The 20,582-nt window shown below is 57.1% G+C and carries 21 protein-coding genes; 18 read left to right on the top strand and 3 right to left on the bottom strand.

Annotation, left to right across the window (positions count from 1 at the left end):
* The first annotated feature begins 585 nt into the window (after positions 1-585).
* The 5 genes from rpmH to mnmE all read left to right on the top strand — a co-directional run bounded on the left by rpmH (position 586) and on the right by mnmE (position 4,514).
* Positions 586-720: a 50S ribosomal protein L34 gene (gene rpmH, locus C4J94_RS27540; protein ID WP_003213577.1), complete on the top strand. Its 135-nt coding sequence runs from the start codon at positions 586-588 to the stop codon at positions 718-720.
* A 13-nt stretch (positions 721-733) separates the two neighbouring features.
* Positions 734-1,141, top strand: coding sequence for a ribonuclease P protein component (gene rnpA / locus C4J94_RS27535; RefSeq protein WP_372240907.1), 408 nt, complete (start codon positions 734-736; stop codon positions 1,139-1,141).
* The gene (gene yidD, locus C4J94_RS27530) at positions 1,134-1,379 is read left to right on the top strand and encodes a membrane protein insertion efficiency factor YidD (protein ID WP_010207715.1); all 246 of its coding nucleotides are present in this window, start codon (positions 1,134-1,136) and stop codon (positions 1,377-1,379) included. Before rnpA ends, yidD begins: the two co-directional genes overlap by 8 nt.
* 2 nt (positions 1,380-1,381) lie before the next feature.
* Complete coding sequence (gene yidC, locus C4J94_RS27525) at positions 1,382-3,064, top strand: membrane protein insertase YidC (RefSeq protein WP_124388896.1); 1,683 nt, start codon at positions 1,382-1,384, stop codon at positions 3,062-3,064.
* A gap of 79 nt (positions 3,065-3,143) precedes the next feature.
* Positions 3,144-4,514, top strand: a complete 1,371-nt coding sequence (gene mnmE / locus C4J94_RS27520; protein ID WP_124388895.1) for a tRNA uridine-5-carboxymethylaminomethyl(34) synthesis GTPase MnmE — start codon at positions 3,144-3,146, stop codon at positions 4,512-4,514.
* Positions 4,515-4,526: 12 nt separating this feature from the next.
* Here mnmE and C4J94_RS27515 read toward each other — a convergent pair whose 3' ends face one another.
* The 3 genes from C4J94_RS27515 to C4J94_RS27505 form a co-directional block, all read right to left on the bottom strand.
* Positions 4,527-6,959: a TonB-dependent siderophore receptor gene (locus C4J94_RS27515; RefSeq protein ID WP_124388894.1), complete on the bottom strand. Its 2,433-nt coding sequence runs from the start codon at positions 6,957-6,959 to the stop codon at positions 4,527-4,529.
* Positions 6,960-7,050: 91 nt separating this feature from the next.
* The gene (locus tag C4J94_RS27510; protein WP_124388893.1) at positions 7,051-7,995 is read right to left on the bottom strand and encodes a FecR domain-containing protein; all 945 of its coding nucleotides are present in this window, start codon (positions 7,993-7,995) and stop codon (positions 7,051-7,053) included.
* Positions 7,995-8,501: a sigma-70 family RNA polymerase sigma factor gene (locus C4J94_RS27505; protein ID WP_124388892.1), complete on the bottom strand. Its 507-nt coding sequence runs from the start codon at positions 8,499-8,501 to the stop codon at positions 7,995-7,997. The genes C4J94_RS27510 and C4J94_RS27505 overlap by 1 nt, the downstream gene beginning before the upstream one ends.
* A gap of 530 nt (positions 8,502-9,031) precedes the next feature.
* Between C4J94_RS27505 and mnmG the strand changes: the two genes are divergently transcribed.
* From mnmG to C4J94_RS27440, 13 genes are all read left to right on the top strand, one after another.
* Positions 9,032-10,924: a tRNA uridine-5-carboxymethylaminomethyl(34) synthesis enzyme MnmG gene (mnmG, locus tag C4J94_RS27500; protein ID WP_124388891.1), complete on the top strand. Its 1,893-nt coding sequence runs from the start codon at positions 9,032-9,034 to the stop codon at positions 10,922-10,924.
* On the top strand, positions 10,921-11,565 hold the full coding sequence (gene rsmG, locus C4J94_RS27495; RefSeq protein ID WP_124388890.1) for a 16S rRNA (guanine(527)-N(7))-methyltransferase RsmG: 645 nt from the start codon (positions 10,921-10,923) through the stop codon (positions 11,563-11,565). Before mnmG ends, rsmG begins: the two co-directional genes overlap by 4 nt.
* An 18-nt stretch (positions 11,566-11,583) precedes the next feature.
* Positions 11,584-12,381, top strand: coding sequence for a ParA family protein (locus tag C4J94_RS27490; RefSeq protein ID WP_124388889.1), 798 nt, complete (start codon positions 11,584-11,586; stop codon positions 12,379-12,381).
* Between the two features lie 9 nt (positions 12,382-12,390).
* On the top strand, positions 12,391-13,263 hold the full coding sequence (locus C4J94_RS27485; protein ID WP_124388888.1) for a ParB/RepB/Spo0J family partition protein: 873 nt from the start codon (positions 12,391-12,393) through the stop codon (positions 13,261-13,263).
* A gap of 160 nt (positions 13,264-13,423) precedes the next feature.
* The gene (locus C4J94_RS27480; RefSeq protein WP_043048220.1) at positions 13,424-13,831 is read left to right on the top strand and encodes a F0F1 ATP synthase subunit I; all 408 of its coding nucleotides are present in this window, start codon (positions 13,424-13,426) and stop codon (positions 13,829-13,831) included.
* A 16-nt stretch (positions 13,832-13,847) separates the two neighbouring features.
* Complete coding sequence (gene atpB / locus C4J94_RS27475; RefSeq protein ID WP_124388887.1) at positions 13,848-14,717, top strand: F0F1 ATP synthase subunit A; 870 nt, start codon at positions 13,848-13,850, stop codon at positions 14,715-14,717.
* A 133-nt stretch (positions 14,718-14,850) separates the two neighbouring features.
* Positions 14,851-15,108, top strand: a complete 258-nt coding sequence (gene atpE / locus C4J94_RS27470; protein WP_002555987.1) for a F0F1 ATP synthase subunit C — start codon at positions 14,851-14,853, stop codon at positions 15,106-15,108.
* A gap of 56 nt (positions 15,109-15,164) precedes the next feature.
* Positions 15,165-15,635: a F0F1 ATP synthase subunit B gene (locus tag C4J94_RS27465; RefSeq protein WP_003195835.1), complete on the top strand. Its 471-nt coding sequence runs from the start codon at positions 15,165-15,167 to the stop codon at positions 15,633-15,635.
* A gap of 12 nt (positions 15,636-15,647) precedes the next feature.
* Positions 15,648-16,184 carry a F0F1 ATP synthase subunit delta gene (locus tag C4J94_RS27460; protein WP_003195833.1) on the top strand — a complete coding sequence of 179 codons (537 nt, stop codon included), beginning with the start codon at positions 15,648-15,650 and terminating at the stop codon, positions 16,182-16,184.
* A gap of 21 nt (positions 16,185-16,205) precedes the next feature.
* Entirely contained in the window at positions 16,206-17,750 is a 1,545-nt protein-coding gene (gene atpA / locus C4J94_RS27455; protein WP_003177064.1) for a F0F1 ATP synthase subunit alpha, read from the top strand.
* 50 nt (positions 17,751-17,800) lie between these two features.
* The gene (gene atpG / locus C4J94_RS27450) at positions 17,801-18,661 is read left to right on the top strand and encodes a F0F1 ATP synthase subunit gamma (protein WP_010207685.1); all 861 of its coding nucleotides are present in this window, start codon (positions 17,801-17,803) and stop codon (positions 18,659-18,661) included.
* 27 nt (positions 18,662-18,688) lie between these two features.
* Positions 18,689-20,065, top strand: coding sequence for a F0F1 ATP synthase subunit beta (gene atpD, locus C4J94_RS27445; protein ID WP_032857187.1), 1,377 nt, complete (start codon positions 18,689-18,691; stop codon positions 20,063-20,065).
* Positions 20,066-20,109: 44 nt separating this feature from the next.
* Positions 20,110-20,526: a F0F1 ATP synthase subunit epsilon gene (locus C4J94_RS27440; protein WP_003177061.1), complete on the top strand. Its 417-nt coding sequence runs from the start codon at positions 20,110-20,112 to the stop codon at positions 20,524-20,526.
* The last annotated feature ends 56 nt before the right edge of the window (positions 20,527-20,582 follow it).

Below are 20,582 nucleotides of genomic sequence, written 5' to 3'. Positions count from 1 at the left end.
GGATATCCCCTAAGTTGAAAGCCGGTGAGGCAAAAACAGCCGCCATTGTAGCGGCCAGCCGCCCACTTATCCACATGTAGCTTGCTCACAGACCAGCCAAAATCAACGTCTTAACCCAAAAAAAGACGACCAGTGGTCGGTGGATAAGCTCTGTGGATAACCACTCCTAAGCTCGTTGCACAAGTAGGGTCGAAAGTCTGTGGGTAACTGGCCTGTGGATAACAACCCATTCCACACACAGCTTATCCGACAGCGCAGCACAGGCAGAGCACCGTTTCTCCCCCGTGTTGTCATCCTCTGTACAGCTTGAAGTATATGGCCTGAAGGCAGTTATCCACAGATGAACGGCTCTCTAGCTTTTATAAGCTTTACAGAAAAGCTTTAAATACCTTCCTTCTTTATTTTTATATCTATGGCATTGCTCTGAACGGCAAGCGAGTAGAAAAGGGCAGCGTGGCCTCAAGAGATCTAATTAAAGGAAAAGCTGGTTGGAAATTGACCTAGAGGCTTGCTTTCTCTAGAATCGCCGGTCTCTTAAAACGGGGGCCATTCCGGCCCGTTGTGGACGAACCAGGTAACAACGCCATGAAACGTACTTTCCAACCAAGCACCATCAAACGCGCCCGTACTCACGGCTTCCGTGCTCGCATGGCTACCAAGAACGGCCGTGCTGTCCTGTCGCGTCGCCGCGCCAAAGGTCGTGCGCGTCTGGCAGTTTGATAATCCGGTACTGGTGGTGAGTCAGGACTTCAGTCGGGAAAAGCGTCTGCTAACCCCCCGGCATTTCAAGGCAGTCTTTGACTCCCCCACCGGCAAGGTTCCGGGGAAAAATCTCCTGCTCCTTGCGCGTAACAACGATCTTGATCACCCCCGTCTCGGGTTGGTGATCGGCAAGAAGAGCGTAAAGCTCTCCGTTGAGCGCAATCGCCTCAAGCGTCTGATGCGCGAATCGTTTCGCCTCCACCAGGAGACTCTGGTTGGTTGGGATATTGTTATCGTCGCGCGCAAAGGCTTGGGGGATGTAGAAAACCCCGAATTGATTCAGCATTTCGGCAAGCTCTGGAAACGTCTGGCGCGTACCCACAAACCAGCACCAGCAGTCAGCACCGAAACTGTAGGGGTAGACAGTACCGATGCGTAAACTGGCCCTCGTTCCGATCCAGTTTTATCGCTATGCCATTAGTCCCCTGATGGCCAGCCACTGTCGCTTCTACCCCAGTTGTTCCTGCTACGCGTTAGAGGCCATAGAAAATCATGGTCTTCTGCGCGGTGGCTGGCTGACCTTTCGTCGTTTAGGTCGCTGTCATCCGTGGAATCCCGGTGGTTATGACCCGGTTCCGCCTATCCCTACCTCCCGTTCTTCTTCGATGGCCGAGTAATCATGGATATTAAACGCACGATCCTGATCGTCGCCCTGGCAATCGTGTCCTACGTCATGGTCCTGAAATGGAACCAAGACTACGGCCAGGCTGCCCTGCCGACTCAGAATGTTGCTACCAATCAGGCTGCGCCGGCTATTCCGGACACCCCGCTGGGTAACAATGCGTCCGCGAGTGCCGATGTTCCCAGCGCGAATGGCGAGACAAGTGCCCCGTTAGAAACGCCAGTGGTCACCAACAAAGACCTCATCCACGTGAAAACGGATGTGCTCGACCTGGCTATCGACCCGCAGGGTGGTGATATTGCGCAGCTGAAGCTGCCGCTTTATCCACGTCGCCAAGACCACCCGGATGTTCCGTTCCAGCTGTTCGATAACGGTGGTGAGCGTACTTATCTGGCACAAAGCGGCCTGACCGGCACCAATGGTCCGGATGCACGTGCTACCGGTCGTCCGATTTATTCGACCGAGCAGAAGACTTATCAACTGGCTGATGGCCAGAACCAGTTGAACGTCGACCTGAAATTCAGCCTCGACGGCGTCAATTACATCAAGCGTTTCAGCTTCACCCGTGGTTTGTACGATTTGAAGGTCACTTACCTGGTCGACAACACCAGCGATAAAGCCTGGAGCGGCAACCTGTTTGCCCAGCTCAAGCGTGACGCCAGCTCCGATCCTTCCTCCAGCACTGCCACCGGCACCGCGACTTACCTGGGCGCCGCCCTGTGGACAAGTAACGAGCCGTACAAAAAAGTGTCGATGAAAGACATCGACAAGGGCGCGCTGAAGGAAACGGTTCAAGGTGGCTGGGTAGCCTGGCTGCAGCACTACTTCGTGACCGCATGGATCCCGAACAAGGGTGACGCGAACCTGGTTCAAACCCGCAAGGACAGCCAGGGCAACTACATCATTGGTTTTACTGGCCCGGCGCTGACCGTCGCACCAGGTGCCAAGGCTGAAACCAGCGCTACCCTGTACGCCGGCCCGAAAAGCCAGGCCGTGCTGAAGGAGTTGTCCCCAGGTCTGGAACTGACTGTGGATTACGGCTTCCTGTGGTTCATTGCCCAGCCGATTTTCTGGTTGCTGCAACATATCCACAGCATTGTGGGTAACTGGGGCTTCTCGATCATCTTCCTGACCATGCTGATCAAGGGGATCTTCTTCCCACTGTCGGCCGCCAGCTACAAGTCGATGGCGCGCATGCGTGCCGTGGCGCCGAAACTGGCTGCGCTGAAAGAGCAACATGGTGACGATCGGCAGAAAATGTCGCAGGCCATGATGGAGCTGTACAAGAAAGAGAAGATCAACCCGTTGGGTGGTTGCTTGCCGATTCTGGTGCAGATGCCGGTATTCCTGTCGCTTTACTGGGTACTCCTGGAAAGCGTGGAAATGCGCCAGGCGCCGTTCATGCTGTGGATAACTGACCTGTCGATCAAAGACCCGTTCTTTATTCTGCCGATCATCATGGGCGCGACCATGTTTATCCAGCAGCGCCTGAACCCGACTCCGCCGGATCCGATGCAGGCCAAGGTAATGAAAATGATGCCAATCATCTTCACCTTCTTCTTCCTGTGGTTCCCAGCGGGCCTGGTGCTGTACTGGGTAGTCAACAACGTGTTGTCGATCTCCCAACAGTGGTACATCACACGTAAAATCGAAGCGGCCACCAAAAAAGCCGAGGCGTAATTTACTCTGTGGATAACCACTCAAGACGCCCCCTAGTGGGGCGTTTTGCTTTCCGACACTTTAATTCTGGAACCTGCTGATGAGCGCTCCTCGTGAAACCATCGCTGCTGTCGCCACCGCTCAAGGTCGTGGTGGCGTGGGTATCGTTCGAATTTCCGGGCCGCTCGCGAGCGTGGCCGCCAAGGCGATCAGCGGGCGTGAACTCAAGCCCCGGTTTGCCCATTACGGCGCCTTTCTGGACGCCGATGACAGTGTGTTGGATGAAGGCCTGGCTCTGTACTTCCCGGGCCCCAACTCTTTCACTGGCGAAGATGTGCTGGAACTGCAGGGCCACGGTGGCCCGGTGGTGCTGGATATGCTGCTGCAGCGTTGCCTGAAGTTGGGCTGCCGCCTGGCCCGGCCGGGTGAATTCAGCGAGCGGGCATTCCTCAACGACAAGCTCGACCTGGCCCAGGCCGAAGCCATTGCCGACCTGATCGAGGCCAGTTCTGCACAAGCTGCGCGCAACGCATTGCGTTCTTTGCAGGGGGCTTTTTCCTTGCGTGTGCATAACTTGACCGAGCAGTTGATCAGCTTGCGCATCTACGTCGAGGCGGCCATTGATTTCCCGGAAGAGGAAATCGACTTCTTGGCCGATGGCCACGTCCTGGCAATGCTGGATAAAGTCCGCGAGGAGTTATCCACAGTGCTGCGTGAAGCCGGGCAGGGCGCATTGCTGCGTGACGGCATGACCGTGGTGATTGCCGGCCGCCCCAACGCCGGAAAATCCAGCCTGCTTAATGCTTTGGCTGGGCGTGAAGCGGCTATCGTTACCGAAATCGCCGGTACCACCCGCGATATCCTGCGCGAACACATTCACATCGATGGCATGCCGTTGCACGTGGTTGATACGGCGGGTTTGCGCGATACCGACGACCAGGTGGAAAAGATCGGCGTGGAACGTGCACTCAAAGCCATCGGCGAAGCAGATCGGGTGTTATTGGTGGTGGATGCAACGGCCCCCGAGGCTGTGGATCCTTTCGCATTGTGGCCGGAATTCCTCGAACAACGGCCAGACCCGGCCAAAGTCACCTTGATCCGTAACAAGGCCGACCTCACAGGTGAAGCCATCGCTATGGAAACCAGCGAGGATGGCCATGTGACTATCAGCCTCAGTGCCAAGTCGGCAGGGGATGGCCTGGAGTTGCTACGTGACCATCTCAAGGCCTGTATGGGCTATGAGCAGACCTCGGAAAGCAGCTTCAGTGCGCGTCGCAGGCATCTGGAGGCGCTTCGCCATGCCAGCGCAGCATTGGAGCACGGGCGGGCACAGCTGACCCTGGCGGGGGCAGGGGAGCTGCTGGCCGAAGACTTGCGTCAGGCGCAGCAGCTGCTGGGTGAGATTACCGGTGCCTTCAGCTCCGATGATCTGTTGGGACGAATCTTTTCCAGCTTCTGCATCGGCAAATAGCCAGGCTTTTCGTTACCAGTTGTAGGACACCGTACCCAACAAGGTACGGCTGTCACCCCAGTAGCAGCGCCCGGCGTCGTTGCAACCGGCCACATATTCCTTGTCGAACAGGTTCTTGGCGTTCACATCCACTGACCAGTGCGGGTCGATCTGATAGCCCACCGAGGCGTCTACCAACGTGACACTCCCCGCATCCAACTTCCCGTACAGCGTAGGCGCCGTATAGGAGAAGGTGCTGTCGAAATAACGTACGCCGCCGCCCACGGACAACCCCTTGAGTTGGCCGTCGAGGAAGCGATACTTGCTCCACACGGAAGCCTGGTTGCGGGGAACGCCGGTCATCTGGTGGCCTTCTACCAGAGAGGTGGCAGAATCCTTGGTAATGCGTGCGTCGGTGTAGGTGTAGGCCGCCGTCACGTTCAGGTTCGGCGTCAGGTTGCTGTTCACTTCCACTTCCACGCCTTTGGCCCGACTCTCACCTACCTGGCGATAGCTGTTGGTGGTGGCATCCAGATAGGTATCGTCCTGTTTGCGCAGGTCGTACACCGACAGTGTCATGGCCGTGTCCCAGCCGATTGGCTCGTACTTCACACCCACTTCATATTGGCTGCTGGTAATCGGCTTCAATGGGGAGCCGGCGTTGGAAATCTGCTGCACCGGCACGAACGCGGTGGAATAGCTGACATACGGCGTCACGCCGTTGTCGAACTGGTACATCACGCCGCCCTGGTAGGTGAACTTGCGGTCGTTGGTGCTGATGTCGCTGGCCTTGTTCACCTTGTCGCGAAAATCGCTGTCCACCCAGTCCTGCCGCCCACCGAGCAGGAACAGCCAATGGTCGTATTTGCTCTGGATCTGGGCATACACGCCTTCCATCTGCTGCTCAAGCAAGGTGTTCTGCACAGCGATTGGCGTGAGCGGGTCCCGCAGGTACACCGGGTTATACACATTGATGGTACCGGCGAAGCCGGCATCCCAGTCCTGGTTGAACGAGGTGCGGTCGTAGCTGGCGCCGAACAGCACTGTGTTTTCCAGGCCACCGACCTGGAATTTGCCTTCGAGCTGGTTATCCAGGGAATAGACCATAGACTTGTTGTAGCGATCGTAGGCAGTCATGTTCAGTTGAGTGCCAAAGCCGCGGTTATTCAGCGCACCCGGCCAGGTCTCATGGCGGTTGATGCGTGACTGCATGTATCGCGAATTCTGGCGGAACTGCCAATCGTCGTTGAAGCTGTGGCTGAACTCGTAGCCGGTGCTCCAGGATTCGCGCTCGAACGTATTCCAATCCGGATCGCCGAGCATGGTGTGCTTGGACAGTTTGCCGTTGGGATTGCTGAGCAGAGTGCCTGCAGCCGGCAGGCCAAGCTCCAGGTTGGTGTGGTCCTTTTGGTAGTTGGCCAACAGGGTCAGGGTGTTGTAGTCGTCGAAATTGAGGGTGAGGGAAGGCGCGATGTAAACGCGATCATCCGGTACGTGGTCGGTCTGTGTATCGGATTTGCGGCCAAGCATTACCAGGCGGCCAAGGATATTGTCGCTGTCATTGAGCGGCCCGGAGATATCCACACCCACCTGGCGTCGGTTGTTCGAGCCATACCCCAATTGCACCTCGCCCTGTGGATTGGCGGTTGGGTGTTTGCTGACCAGGTTGACCAGACCGCCCGGGGCGTTTTCACCGTAGAGCAGCGACGACGGACCGCGGAACACTTCGACGCGCTCCAGGCCATACGGCTCACTGGTGGTGTCGTATCGATTGCCTTGCACACGTAGTCCGTCTCTGAGCAGGCCGTAGCCGTAGTCCGTAGCGTTGAAGCCTCGAATGAAAAACAGATCGCCCGCCAGCCCGTCGCCTGCGGCAAAGGGCGGTGCGAAAATGCCGGGTACGTAACCCAGTACTTCGGTCAGTGTCTGCGATTTCTGGTCCTTGATACGCTGCTCGGTCACCACCGATACCGAACGAGGCGTCTCTGACAGCGGCGTGCTGGTCTTGGTACCGATGCGGCTGTTCTGCGCCTTGTAGCCTACGTCCCCAACACTGTCCTGACTGAATCCATCCTGTTGATAGCCACTCACGGTTGTCGGTGCAAGGGTGAGCTGCCCTGTGGGCACGGCTTGCAATCCATAGCTGCCGGGGGCCTGGGCGACTGTCTGCAAGCCGGAATTTTGCAGTAACAGCGCGAAACCTTGATCCACCGAGTAATCGCCTTCCAATCCGGGCGTGGTCAGGCGCGAAGTCTGCTGGGGCGAGAAGGACAGAATCACATTGGCCCTGGCGGCGAACTGGCTTAACGCACTGTCCAGTGGGCCGGCAGCGATAGCGTAGTGTTGCGTCGCGCTGGCAGCCACGGCAGTTGGGGACAACAACGCGCCGCCCGTGGCGGTGAGCAGCAATGCGTAGCTGATGGCATGGCAGGAGAGTCGCTGGCGTAGCTTGGGGGGAAGGCACATAGGTGGGTAAGCCCTGAAAATAGCGTCGTGATTACCAGCAGGGCCGAACCAGGCCAAAAAAAGATAACCCCCTGTGAATAATTTTTTCCACTTAACCGATTCGTTTGACCGACACCCAATAGCGCGTGAAATAGTTCACCTGGATCGGCAGGGTTGCTTGCAGGTTGGCCAATACCGCATCGGTGGAATCCAGCCGGAACGCGCCGGAAACACGCAGGCGAGCTGAGGCTTGGTCACACTGCAGCAAACCCGGGCGATAGCGCGCCAATTCATCGATGACGTCGCCCAGCCTGGCATCGAGTACAACCAATTGGCCGTCGACCCAGGCCGCTTGTGTTCTGCCATAACCCTGGGTAACGCCTATGCTGCGTCGATCAAAATCTGCGCTTTCGCCGGTGCCAAGGGTTCGGTTGTGGTCCGGCTGATCGATTGGGGACAGCTGGACCCGGTCTTCCAGAACGCCCACCCGAGTGGAATCGGCTAACAGACGCACCGTAAACCGGGTGCCCAACGCCTCGACCCGACCATGATGAGTCTCCACATAAAAGGGTGTTTGCCCTCCGCGTTTGCCGCTGTGGATAAGTACTTCACCCTCGCGAAGGCGGATCAACCGTTGGCGCGAGTCGAACATCACATCAATGGCCGTATTGGTGTTGAGGTCGATCTGAGTACCATCGGCCAGTTCGATACGTCGACGTTTACCCACAGGCGTTCGGTAGTCGGCCCATACGTTCCCCAGGGACGTATGTTGTTGCACATTCCAGCCCAGATACCCGGTGCCGCCGAGCACCAGCATCCACTTGAGGACTTGCCGGCGTTGCTGCGTGGTGGTCAACGCGCGGCGTGTGAGGTCCTGGGGCAAGGCGCCAAGGCTGCGCTGAAGCTGCTCAAGCTGGTTCCAGGCAGCCTCATGGGAAGGGTCTCCGTTGAGCCATTGTTGCCAGGCCAGCCGCTCGGCGGGCGTCGGCGATTGTGCCTGGAACTGCACGTACCAACTGGCAGCCGCCTCGAATGTCTCACGGTCAGGTGCCGGCATCACAAACTGGCCATGATCAGTGAACACTCGGTCAGCGCACGGATCATGTGTTTCTTCACGGTGGTCAATGACACCTGCAACTGATCGGCGATCTGCTGATAAGTCAGCCCTTCGATCTGCGACAGCATAAAGATCTGCCGTGCACGTTCACCCAAACCAGACAGTGCCTTATCCACAGCCACCAAGGTTTCGATGATGATCGCCTTGTCTTCTTCACTGATGGCGGTGGCTTCAGGACGCTCCGCCAGGGTTTGCTTATAAGCCTGCTCGATGGCATGCCGACGATAGCGATCAATCACCAGGCCCCTTGCGATTGTCGCCAGGTAATCCCGGGGCTCCAGGATTTGTACGGCGTTTCGTCCGCCCAGAATACGCACGAACGTATCGTGGGCCACATCGGCCGCATCGCAGGCGTTATGCAATTTACCTTTAAGCCACCCATGCAACCACGAATGGTGTTGCTCATAGATGTGCTGCACAGCTTCCGTGTGAGAAGGAGGGGACATAGGCGCGACAAGGGGGGTTAATGATAATCGCTATTATTAACCGCCCTTATGTCTTCCCACAATAGATGTCTTTGGCGCCGAAGCCACCGTTGAATCGACATTGAACCTGCGGTTTTAGTGAGTTAAGCCCTGTGAATAACCGCCCTTGGGCCCAGTTGATAACCACGCCTTAAACCTGAGGGAAAAGCCCGCTGTGGATAACCATCACTTTAATCCACAGGCTTACGCCACTTATCCAACCCCCTCATTGGCACATGACCACAACCTTTTGAATCGCTGTACACAAAGTAGATAAAGGCCTACGGAGATCTATCCACAGAAAACATGCTCAGTAGAAATAAACATAAAAACAAAGATTTAATAAATTTCTCTCTTTTAATTTCTATTGTCCGCGATTTATCCACAACTGGTTAAATTTTGTGCAAAGGGTTCTTTAGGCAGGGCTAAGTCCCTATACTTGCCGCCAAAGCTCTAAAACTCATTCAACAAACAATTCCTGATTACCTACATAAGCAGGCACGAGGTGCGTGGTGGATTTCCCTTCCCGTTTTGAAGTGATCGTCATCGGCGGCGGTCATGCCGGTACCGAGGCAGCACTGGCGTCAGCACGCATGGGCGTAAAAACCCTGTTGCTGACGCATAACGTGGAAACCCTCGGCGCCATGAGTTGCAACCCTGCCATTGGTGGCATCGGCAAAAGCCACCTGGTCAAGGAAATCGACGCCCTTGGCGGCGTGATGGCCATGGCTACCGACAAAGGTGGTATCCAGTTTCGTGTACTGAACAGCCGTAAAGGCCCGGCCGTACGCGCCACTCGGGCACAAGCTGACCGCATCCTGTACAAGGCTGCGGTGCGCGAAACCCTGGAAAACCAGCCTAACCTGTGGATATTTCAACAGGCTGCGGACGATTTGATCGTCGAGCAGGACCAGGTACGCGGTGTCGTTACGCAAATGGGCCTGCGTTTCTTCGCAGAGTCCGTGGTGCTGACCACCGGCACCTTCCTTGGTGGACTTATCCACATTGGCATGCAGAACTACTCCGGTGGCCGCGCCGGTGATCCGCCGTCGATTGCCCTGGCAAAACGGCTGCGTGAACTGCCACTGCGTGTCGGCCGCTTGAAAACCGGAACCCCGCCGCGAATCGACGGGCGTTCTGTAGATTTCTCGGTAATGACCGAGCAAGCCGGTGACACACCGATCCCGGTCATGTCGTTCATGGGCTCCAAGGAACAGCACCCGAAACAGGTCAGTTGCTGGATCACCCATACCAATGCCCGCACCCATGAAATCATCGCCGCGAACCTCGACCGTTCGCCGATGTACTCCGGGGTGATCGAAGGCATCGGCCCGCGTTATTGCCCATCGATTGAAGACAAGATCCATCGCTTTGCCGACAAGGAAAGCCATCAGGTCTTTATCGAGCCCGAAGGCTTGACCACCCACGAGCTGTACCCGAACGGAATTTCCACGTCCTTGCCGTTCGACGTGCAAATCCAGATCGTGCAGTCGATTCGCGGCATGGAAAATGCCCATATCGTTCGCCCTGGCTACGCCATCGAGTACGACTACTTCGACCCGCGTGACCTGAAGTACAGCCTGGAAACCAAAGTGATCGGCGGTCTGTTCTTTGCCGGGCAAATCAACGGCACCACCGGTTACGAAGAAGCCGGCGCCCAGGGTTTGCTGGCCGGTACCAACGCTGCATTGCGTGCGCAGGGCAAAGACAGCTGGTGCCCGCGCCGAGATGAGGCGTACATCGGCGTATTGGTCGATGACCTGATTACCCTGGGCACCCAGGAACCGTACCGGATGTTCACGTCCCGGGCCGAATACCGTCTGATCCTGCGTGAAGACAATGCCGACCTGCGCTTGACCGAAAAAGGACGCGAGCTGGGTTTGGTCGACGACGCGCGCTGGGCGGCCTTCTGCAAAAAACGCGAGAGCATCACGCTTGAAGAGCAGCGCCTGAAAAGCACCTGGGTTCGCCCTGGCACTGAACAGGGTGATGCGATCGCCGAAAAATTCGGCACACCGCTGACTCACGAATACAACCTGCTGAACCTGCTATCCCGTCCGGAAATCGATTACGCCGGCCTGGTCGAAGTGACCGGTGGCGGCGCAGAAGATCCACAGGTCGCCGAGCAGGTCGAAATCAAGACCAAGTACGCCGGTTACATCGACCGTCAGCAGGACGAGATCGCTCGCCTGCGCGCCAGTGAAGACACCAAGCTGCCCGTGGATATCGACTACACCGGGATTTCCGGGCTGTCGAAGGAAATTCAAAGCAAGCTGGGGATAACTCGGCCTGAAACACTTGGCCAGGCCTCGCGCATACCGGGTGTCACTCCGGCAGCTATCTCACTGTTGATGATTCATTTGAAAAAACGCGGCGCGGGCCGTCAGTTGGAGCAAAGCGCTTGAGTTCGTTGGTCACCTCGCAACACGCCGAAGAGTTATCCACAGGTGCGCGCCAGTTGGGCGTCGACCTGACCGAAGCCCAGCACGCCTTGCTGATGGGCTATCTGGCCCTGTTGATCAAGTGGAACAAGGCTTACAACCTGACGGCAGTGCGCGATCCGGACGAAATGGTCTCGCGCCATTTGCTCGATAGTTTGAGCGTGATGCCGTTTATCGAAAACGGTCGCTGGCTGGACGTCGGCAGTGGCGGCGGCATGCCTGGCATTCCGCTGGCCATCCTGTTCCCGGAGTCGCAGGTCACTTGCCTGGACAGCAACGGCAAGAAAACCCGCTTCCTGACCCAGGTCAAACTCGAACTCAAGCTGGACAACCTGCAAGTTATCCACAGTCGCGTCGAAGCCTTCACGCCTGAGCAGCCCTTCAACGGAATTGTTTCCCGGGCGTTCAGCAGCATGGAGAACTTCAGCAACTGGACACGCCACCTGGGCGACCGCGACACGCGCTGGCTGGCAATGAAGGGCGTCCATCCAAGCGACGAGCTGTTAGCATTGCCGGCAGACTTCCACCTCGATAGCGAACACGCCTTGGCCGTACCCGGTTGCCAAGGCCAACGCCATCTGCTGATACTGCGCCGCACGGCATGATTGGGAACACAAGCAAGAATGGCTAAGGTATTCGCGATTGCGAACCAGAAAGGTGGCGTGGGCAAAACCACCACCTGCATCAACCTCGCAGCATCCCTGGTCGCTACCAAGCGTCGGGTGCTGTTGATCGATCTCGATCCACAAGGCAACGCCACCATGGGTAGCGGTGTGGATAAACACGGCCTGGAAAACTCGGTCTACGACTTGCTGATCGGCGAGTGCGACCTGGCCCAGGCCATGCACTATTCCGAGCACGGCGGTTACCAACTGCTGCCGGCCAACCGCGACCTGACTGCGGCGGAAGTGGTGTTGCTGGAAATGCAGATGAAAGAAAGCCGTCTGCGCAGCGCCCTGGCGCCGATCCGTGAGAACTACGACTACATCCTGATCGACTGCCCGCCGTCCCTGTCGATGCTCACGCTCAACGCCCTGGTGGCCGCCGATGGGGTGATTATCCCCATGCAGTGCGAGTACTACGCGCTCGAAGGCTTGAGCGACCTGGTGGATAACATCAAGCGTATCGCCGAACTGCTCAACCCGAAGTTGCAGATCGAAGGTTTGCTGCGGACCATGTTCGATCCGCGTCTGAGCCTGATGAACGATGTGTCGGCGCAGCTCAAGGAACACTTCGGCGATCAGCTCTACGACACGGTGATTCCTCGCAACATTCGCCTGGCCGAAGCGCCAAGCTACGGCATGCCGGCGCTGGCCTACGACAAGTCATCCCGTGGTGCCATTGCCTACCTGGCGCTGGCCGGCGAGATGGTGCGTCGCCAACGTCGCAATTCACGCACCGCTGCTGCCCAGCCAACTTAAGGAATCCCCATGGCCGTCAAAAAACGAGGTCTCGGACGTGGACTGGATGCACTCCTGAGTGGTCCGACCGTCACTTCGCTGGAAGAGCAAGCGGTGCAGGCCGATGAACGTGAGCTGCAGCACTTGCCCCTGGACCTGATCCAGCGCGGCAAATACCAGCCGCGCCGGGACATGGACCCTCAGGCTCTCGAAGAGCTGGCCAACTCGATCAAGGCCCAGGGCGTAATGCAACCGATCGTGGTACGCCCGATCGGCAGTGGCCGCTTTGAAATCATCGCCGGTGAACGCCGCTGGCGCGCCAGTCAGCAGGCGGGCAAGGAAACCATCCCGGCGATGGTTCGCGATGTGCCGGATGAAACCGCCATCGCCATGGCGCTGATCGAAAACATCCAGCGTGAAGACCTCAACCCGATCGAAGAAGCGATCGCGTTGCAACGGTTGCAGCACGAATTCCAGTTGACCCAGCAACAAGTGGCCGATGCGGTGGGTAAATCCCGCGTGACCGTGTCCAACTTGCTGCGGTTGATCGCGCTGCCGGAAGTCATCAAGACCATGTTGTCCCACGGCGACCTGGAAATGGGTCATGCCCGCGCTTTGCTCGGTTTGCCGGAAAATCAACAGGTTGAAGGGGCGCGACACGTTGTCGCACGCGGGCTTACCGTTCGTCAGACCGAAGCCTTGGTTCGCCAATGGTTGAGTGGCAAACCTGCACCGGTCGAAACCGCCAAGGCTGATCCGGATATCGCCCGCCTCGAGCAGCGGCTGGCGGAACGGCTAGGCTCTGCGGTGCAAATTCGCCACGGCAAGAAAGGCAAAGGGCAATTGATCATCGGCTATAACTCCCTCGACGAGCTTCAAGGCGTCCTTGCCCATATCCGTTGAAACATTCGCTGAAACATTTACTCATGTAGCGCGTGATCGGAAATCACTACCCGGCAGTTGAATAGGGGCAGAACCGCCCCTATACTCTGCGCGCATTTTGTCGGCACAAAGTATGCCAAGTTATTGATTTCCGGCAGCCGACCATTGAGGAGCAAGAGTGATGGAAACCCGCACGCCAAACACGTTGCCGTTCCATCGCTTGGCCGTTTTTCCGGTTCTATTGGCTCAACTTGTCATTTTGCTGATCGCCGCATTGGCGCTTTGGTACTGGCATGGAGTCGTAGCCGGATATTCCGGACTCTGCGGAGGCCTGATAGCCTTGCTGCCCAATATGTATTTTGCTCACAGGGCCTTTCGGTTTTCCGGCGCCCGAGCAGCCCAGGCTATCGTCCGGTCCTTTTATGCCGGCGAGGCGGGGAAACTGATTTTGACGGCAGTGCTGTTCGCACTGACCTTTGCAGGTGTGAAGCCATTGGCGCCGCTGGCTGTATTCGGCGTCTTCGTGTTGACCCAACTGGTCAGCTGGTTCGCTCCCCTGCTAATGAAAACAAGACTTTCGAAACCTTAGGGCGTTTGAGGCAACCATGGCAGAAACAACCGCTTCGGGCTATATCCAGCACCACTTGCAGAACCTGACCTTCGGTCAGCTTCCCAACGGCGGCTGGGGCTTCGCCCACACCGCAGCAGAAGCCAAGGAAATGGGCTTCTGGGCTTTCCACCTGGATACTCTGGGTTGGTCGGTCGCATTGGGCCTGATCTTTGTCCTGATTTTCCGCATGGCGGCAAAGAAGGCGACTTCCGGTCAGCCAGGTGCGTTGCAGAACTTCGTTGAAGTATTGGTCGAATTCGTCGATGGCAGCGTGAAAGACAGCTTCCATGGCCGCAGCCCGGTGATCGCACCGCTGGCACTGACCATCTTCGTCTGGGTGTTCCTGATGAACGCCGTCGACCTGATCCCGGTTGACTGGATTCCTCAGCTGGCCATGGCGATCTCTGGCGATCCGCACATTCCATTCCGTGCCGTATCGACCACTGACCCGAACGCTACCCTGGGCATGGCCCTGTCGGTATTTGCGTTGATCATTTTCTACAGCATCAAGGTCAAGGGCATCGGCGGTTTCATTGGCGAACTGACCCTGCACCCGTTCGGCAGCAAGAACATCTTCGTTCAAGCCCTGCTGATCCCGGTGAACTTCCTGCTGGAATTCGTGACCCTGGTTGCCAAGCCGATTTCCCTGGCCTTGCGACTGTTCGGCAACATGTATGCCGGCGAGCTGGTGTTCATTCTGATCGCTGTGATGTTCGGCAGCGGTCTGCTCTGGCTTAGTGGCCTGGGCATTGTTCTGCAGTGGGCGTGGGCTGTGTTCCACATCCTGATCATCACCCTGCAGGCCTTCATCTTCATGATGCTGACCATCGTCTACCTGTCGATGGCGCACGAAGAGAACCATTAAGACCAGTCTCGACTAGTCTGATGTCCTTCCCGGTCAAACGGGAAGGTGGCCCTTCAGGGCTATGAAACGATTTGTTTTACCGCTTTAAAATCTAAAAAACCTAAACCATACGACGTAAAAGTCGGGAGGAAAGATGGAAACTGTAGTTGGTCTAACCGCTATCGCTGTTGCACTGTTGATCGGCCTGGGCGCCCTGGGTACTGCCATTGGTTTCGGCCTGCTGGGCGGCAAATTCCTGGAAGGCGCAGCGCGTCAGCCAGAAATGGTTCCAATGCTGCAAGTTAAAATGTTCATCGTTGCCGGCCTGCTCGACGCCGTAACCATGATCGGCGTTGGTATCGCCCTGTTCTTCACCTTCGCGAACCCCTTCGTTGGTCAACTCGCTGGCTAATCACTCGACTTTTCGAGTGATTAGGGTGATGGACAACGAATGAGCGAGGTGTTGGCGTGAACATTAATGCAACCCTGATTGGCCAATCCGTTGCGTTCTTCATTTTTGTAGTGTTTTGCATGAAGTTCGTGTGGCCTCCGGTCATCGCGGCTTTGCACGAACGTCAGAAGAAGATCGCGGATGGTTTGGACGCTGCCAGCCGTGCAGCTCGCGACCTGGAGTTGGCCCACGAGAAAGTGGGTCAGCAACTGCGCGAAGCTAAAGCACAGGCAGCCGAGATCATTGAGCAAGCCAAGAAGCGCGGTAACCAGATCGTCGAAGAGGCTGTTGAAAAAGCCCGCGTCGAAGCTGACCGTGTCAAGGCTTCGGCTCATGCCGAGATCGAACAGGAACTGAACGGCGTCAAAGACGCGCTGCGTGCCCAACTGGGTGCTCTGGCGGTCGGCGGTGCTGAGAAGATCCTCGGTGCCACAATCGATCAAAACGCGCACGCGGAGCTGGTTAACAAACTGGCTGCTGAAATTTAAGCGAGGGCGATCATGGCAGAACTGACCACGTTGGCCCGACCTTACGCTAAGGCAGCCTTCGAGCACGCCCAGGCCCACCAGCAGCTGGCCTCTTGGTCAGCCATGCTCGGCCTGGCTGCAGCAGTGTCGCAAGACGACACCATGCAGCGCGTGCTCAAGGCCCCGCGCCTGACGAGCGCAGACAAGGCCGCCACTTTTATTGAAGTGTGCGGCGACAAGTTTGATGTGAAAGTGCAGAACTTCATTCACGTCATTGCCGAAAACGACCGTCTCCCGCTGTTGCCGGAGATCGCCGCTCTGTTCGACCTGTACAAGGCCGAAGCAGAGAAATCGGTAGACGTTGAAGTGACCAGTGCTTTTGCATTGAACCAAGAACAGCAAGACAAACTCGCCAAGGTTCTCAGTGCACGACTCAATCGGGAAGTGCGCCTGCAAGCTTCGGAGGACGCATCCCTGATTGGTGGTGTCGTTATCCGTGCCGGCGACCTGGTTATCGATGGCTCGATTCGCGGCAAAATCGCGAAACTTGCCGAAGCATTGAAATCTTGAGTTTGAAGGGGCAGCAGAGCAATGCAGCAACTCAATCCTTCCGAAATAAGTGAAATTATCAAGGGCCGCATCGACAAGCTCGATGTGACCTCCCAAGCCCGTAACGAAGGCACTGTCGTCAGCGTATCTGACGGCATCGTGCGGATTCACGGTCTGGCCGACGTTATGTACGGCGAGATGATCGAGTTTCCGGGCGGCGTCTACGGTATGGCCCTCAACCTGGAGCAAGACTCCGTAGGTGCCGTTGTATTGGGCGCGTACACCAGTCTGGCTGAAGGCATGAGCGCCAAGTGCACAGGCCGCATCCTGGAAGTTCCGGTGGGTAAGGAACTGCTGGGTCGCGTAGTCGACGCACTGGGTAACCCTGTTGACGGCAAAGGTCCACTGGGCAACACCGAGACCGACGCGGTCGAGAAAGTTGCTCCAGGCGTGATCTGGCGTAAGTCGGTAGACCAGCCTGTACAGACTGGCTACAAGGCTGTCGATGCCATGATCCCGGTCGGCCGTGGCCAGCGTGAGCTGATCATCGGTGACCGTCAGATCGGTAAAACCGCTCTGGCGATCGACGCGATCATCAACCAGAAGAACAGCGGCATTTTCTGCGTCTACGTAGCGATCGGTCAGAAGCAATCGACCATCGCCAACGTGGTTCGCAAGCTGGAAGAAAACGGCGCCCTGGCCAACACGATCATCGTGGCTGCCAGTGCTTCGGAATCTCCTGCGCTGCAATTCCTGGCACCGTACTCCGGTTGCACCATGGGTGAATTCTTCCGCGACCGCGGTGAAGACGCGCTGATCGTTTATGACGATCTGTCCAAGCAAGCAGTGGCTTACCGCCAGATTTCCCTGCTGCTGCGCCGTCCACCAGGCCGTGAAGCCTACCCAGGCGACGTGTTCTATCTCCACTCCCGTCTGCTGGAGCGCGCATCCCGCGTTTCCGAAGAGTACGTAGAGAAGTTCACCAACGGCGCAGTGACCGGCAAAACCGGTTCCCTGACCGCACTGCCGATCATCGAAACCCAGGCTGGCGACGTTTCCGCGTTCGTTCCGACCAACGTGATTTCCATCACCGACGGTCAGATCTTCCTGGAATCGGCCATGTTCAACTCAGGGATTCGTCCTGCAGTGAACGCCGGTGTTTCGGTATCCCGTGTGGGTGGTGCCGCTCAGACCAAGATCATCAAGAAGCTCTCCGGTGGTATCCGTACCGCTCTGGCTCAGTACCGTGAACTGGCGGCATTCGCCCAGTTTGCTTCTGACCTGGACGAAGCGACCCGCAAGCAACTTGAGCATGGTCAGCGCGTTACCGAGCTGATGAAGCAGAAGCAATACGCCCCAATGTCGATCGCTGACATGGCGTTGTCGCTGTATGCCGCTGAGCGTGGGTTCCTGACCGACGTTGAAATCGCCAAGGTCGGCAGCTTTGAACAAGCGCTGATTGCTTACTTCAACCGCGATCACGCCGAATTGATGGCGAAGATCAACGTGAAGGGTGACTTCAATGACGATATCGACGCTGGCATGAAAGCCGGTATCGAGAAGTTCAAGGCCACCCAAACCTGGTAAGCCGCAGCGGGAGCCGCAAGGCTCCCGCTTGCTAACCTGATAGGTGTTACATGGCAGGCGCAAAAGAGATTCGCAGTAAGATTGCGAGCATCAAAAGCACGCAAAAGATTACCAGCGCCATGGAAAAAGTGGCGGTCAGCAAAATGCGCAAGGCACAAATGCGCATGGCTGCTAGCCGTCCTTATGCGGAGCGTATCCGCCAGGTAATTGGGCATCTGGCCAACGCCAACCCGGAATACCGCCACCCGTTCATGATCGACCGCGAAGTCAAGCGTGTGGGTTATGTGGTAGTGAGCAGTGACCGTGGTTTGTGCGGTGGTCTGAATACCAACCTGTTCAAGGCCCTGGTCAAGGACATGGCGGTAAACCGCGAAAAAGGCGTCGAGATCGATCTGTGTGTTGTTGGTAGCAAGGGTGCGGCCTTTTTCCGTAACTTCGGCGGTAACGTCGTTGCAGCTATCAGCCACCTGGGTGAAGAGCCGTCGATCAATGATCTGATCGGCAGTGTGAAGGTGATGCTGGATGCGTACCTGGAAGGCCGGATTGACCGCCTGTCCGTGGTATCCAACAAGTTCATCAACACCATGACCCAGCAGCCAACCGTGGAGCAATTGATCCCACTGGTGGCGACTCCGGATCAGGAACTCAAGCACCACTGGGACTACCTCTACGAACCAGACGCCAAAGAGCTGCTTGACGGCTTGATGGTGCGCTACGTGGAGTCGCAGGTGTACCAGGCGGTGGTCGAGAACAACGCAGCTGAACAAGCGGCGCGGATGATCGCGATGAAAAACGCTACCGATAACGCCGGTGATCTGATCAGCGATTTGCAGCTGATCTACAACAAGGCGCGTCAGGCTGCGATCACCCAAGAGATCTCGGAAATCGTCGGCGGCGCTGCCGCGGTTTAACGGTTCAAATATTCAGAGGATCCAGCTATGAGTAGCGGACGTATCGTTCAAATCATCGGCGCCGTTATCGACGTGGAATTCCCACGCGACAGCGTACCGAGCATCTACAACGCGCTGAAAGTACAAGGCGCGGAAACTACTCTGGAAGTTCAGCAGCAGCTGGGCGACGGCGTAGTTCGTACCATTGCGATGGGTTCCACCGAAGGCTTGAAGCGCGGTCTGGACGTTGTCGACACTGGCGCAGCCATCTCCGTACCGGTCGGTAAAGCGACCCTGGGCCGGATCATGGACGTACTGGGCAACCCGATCGACGAAGCTGGCCCGATCGCCACCGAAGAACGCTGGGGCATTCACCGTCCTGCGCCATCCTTCGCTGAACAAGCGGGCGGCAACGACCTGCTGGAAACCGGCATCAAGGTTATCGACCTGGTTTGCCCGTTCGCCAAGGGCGGTAAAGTCGGTCTGTTCGGTGGTGCCGGTGTAGGCAAGACCGTAAACATGATGGAACTGATCCGTAACATCGCCATCGAGCACAGCGGTTATTCCGTGTTCGCCGGTGTGGGTGAGCGTACTCGTGAGGGTAACGACTTCTACCACGAGATGAAGGACTCCAACGTTCTGGACAAAGTGGCACTGGTTTACGGTCAGATGAACGAGCCGCCGGGAAACCGTCTGCGCGTAGCACTGACCGGCCTGACCATGGCCGAGAAGTTCCGTGACGAAGGTAACGACGTTCTGCTGTTCGTCGACAACATCTACCGTTACACCCTGGCCGGTACCGAAGTATCCGCACTGCTGGGCCGTATGCCTTCTGCAGTAGGTTACCAGCCGACCCTGGCTGAAGAGATGGGCGTTCTGCAAGAACGTATCACTTCGACCAAGGAAGGTTCGATCACCTCGATCCAAGCGGTATACGTACCTGCGGATGACTTGACCGACCCGTCGCCAGCCACCACCTTCGCCCACTTGGACGCCACCGTCGTTCTGTCCCGTGACATCGCATCCCTGGGTATCTACCCAGCGGTCGATCCACTCGACTCGACTTCGCGCCAACTGGACCCGAACGTGATCGGCCAGGAGCACTACGACACCGCTCGCGGCGTTCAGTACGTGCTGCAGCGCTACAAAGAACTGAAGGACATCATTGCGATCCTGGGTATGGACGAGCTGTCGGAAGCCGACAAGCAGTTGGTAAACCGTGCTCGTAAGATCCAGCGTTTCTTGTCGCAGCCGTTCTTCGTGGCTGAAGTCTTCACCGGTGCCTCGGGTAAATACGTTTCCCTGAAAGACACCATTGCTGGCTTCAAAGGCATCCTCAACGGTGACTACGACCACCTGCCAGAACAAGCGTTCTACATGGTCGGCGGCATCGAAGAAGCGATCGAGAAAGCCAAGAAACTGTAATCCTGGCGCCCGGCAACGGGCGCTCATCAGGTTGAGGCAATCAGATGGCTATGACAGTCCATTGCGATATCGTCAGCGCGGAAGGGGAAATCTTCTCCGGTCTGGTAGAAATGGTGATTGCACACGGCGAACTCGGTGACCTGGGTATTGCCATGGGCCACGCGCCGTTGATCACCAGCTTGAAGCCAGGTCCGATCACTCTGACCAAGCAAGGCGGGGAAAAGGAGGTGTTTTACATCTCCGGTGGTTTCCTCGAGGTTCAGCCGAACATGGTCAAGGTACTTGCCGACACCGTGCAACGTGCTGGCGACCTGGATGAAGCCTCTGCTCAGGAAGCCGTAAAGGCTGCCGAGAAGGCGCTGAACGAAAAAGGTGCAGACTTCGACTACAGCGCTGCTGCAGTTCGTCTGGCCGAAGCCGCAGCCCAGCTGCGGACGCTCCAGCAGATCCGCAAGAAGTAAGCGGCGTTGCCGTTACGCTTCACGCGTGATTGATTAAAAAGGGTAGCCTCGGCTAC

The organism is Pseudomonas sp. R5-89-07, from assembly GCF_003851685.1.
Classification (GTDB): Bacteria; Pseudomonadota; Gammaproteobacteria; order Pseudomonadales; family Pseudomonadaceae; genus Aquipseudomonas.
The sequence above is the reverse complement of the archived record's forward strand: the minus strand, read 5'-3'. Positions and strand labels throughout refer to the sequence as shown.

Bases quoted from the DNA above. Each gene is read 5' to 3' on its own strand.
- yidD (WP_010207715.1), top strand. From the start codon at position 1,134: ATGCGTAAACTGGCCCTCGTTCCGATCCAGTTTTATCGCTATGCCATT.
- mnmE (WP_124388895.1), top strand. From the start codon at position 3,144: ATGAGCGCTCCTCGTGAAACCATCGCTGCTGTCGCCACCGCTCAAGGT.
- C4J94_RS27515 (WP_124388894.1), bottom strand. From the start codon at position 6,959: ATGTGCCTTCCCCCCAAGCTACGCCAGCGACTCTCCTGCCATGCCATC.
- C4J94_RS27510 (WP_124388893.1), bottom strand. From the start codon at position 7,995: ATGCCGGCACCTGACCGTGAGACATTCGAGGCGGCTGCCAGTTGGTAC.
- yidC (WP_124388896.1), top strand. From the start codon at position 1,382: ATGGATATTAAACGCACGATCCTGATCGTCGCCCTGGCAATCGTGTCC.
- C4J94_RS27460 (WP_003195833.1), top strand. From the start codon at position 15,648: ATGGCAGAACTGACCACGTTGGCCCGACCTTACGCTAAGGCAGCCTTC.
- rpmH (WP_003213577.1), top strand. From the start codon at position 586: ATGAAACGTACTTTCCAACCAAGCACCATCAAACGCGCCCGTACTCAC.
- atpE (WP_002555987.1), top strand. From the start codon at position 14,851: ATGGAAACTGTAGTTGGTCTAACCGCTATCGCTGTTGCACTGTTGATC.
- atpA (WP_003177064.1), top strand. From the start codon at position 16,206: ATGCAGCAACTCAATCCTTCCGAAATAAGTGAAATTATCAAGGGCCGC.
- C4J94_RS27505 (WP_124388892.1), bottom strand. From the start codon at position 8,501: ATGTCCCCTCCTTCTCACACGGAAGCTGTGCAGCACATCTATGAGCAA.
- C4J94_RS27485 (WP_124388888.1), top strand. From the start codon at position 12,391: ATGGCCGTCAAAAAACGAGGTCTCGGACGTGGACTGGATGCACTCCTG.
- C4J94_RS27480 (WP_043048220.1), top strand. From the start codon at position 13,424: ATGGAAACCCGCACGCCAAACACGTTGCCGTTCCATCGCTTGGCCGTT.
- atpD (WP_032857187.1), top strand. From the start codon at position 18,689: ATGAGTAGCGGACGTATCGTTCAAATCATCGGCGCCGTTATCGACGTG.
- atpB (WP_124388887.1), top strand. From the start codon at position 13,848: ATGGCAGAAACAACCGCTTCGGGCTATATCCAGCACCACTTGCAGAAC.
- C4J94_RS27490 (WP_124388889.1), top strand. From the start codon at position 11,584: ATGGCTAAGGTATTCGCGATTGCGAACCAGAAAGGTGGCGTGGGCAAA.
- C4J94_RS27440 (WP_003177061.1), top strand. From the start codon at position 20,110: ATGGCTATGACAGTCCATTGCGATATCGTCAGCGCGGAAGGGGAAATC.
- atpG (WP_010207685.1), top strand. From the start codon at position 17,801: ATGGCAGGCGCAAAAGAGATTCGCAGTAAGATTGCGAGCATCAAAAGC.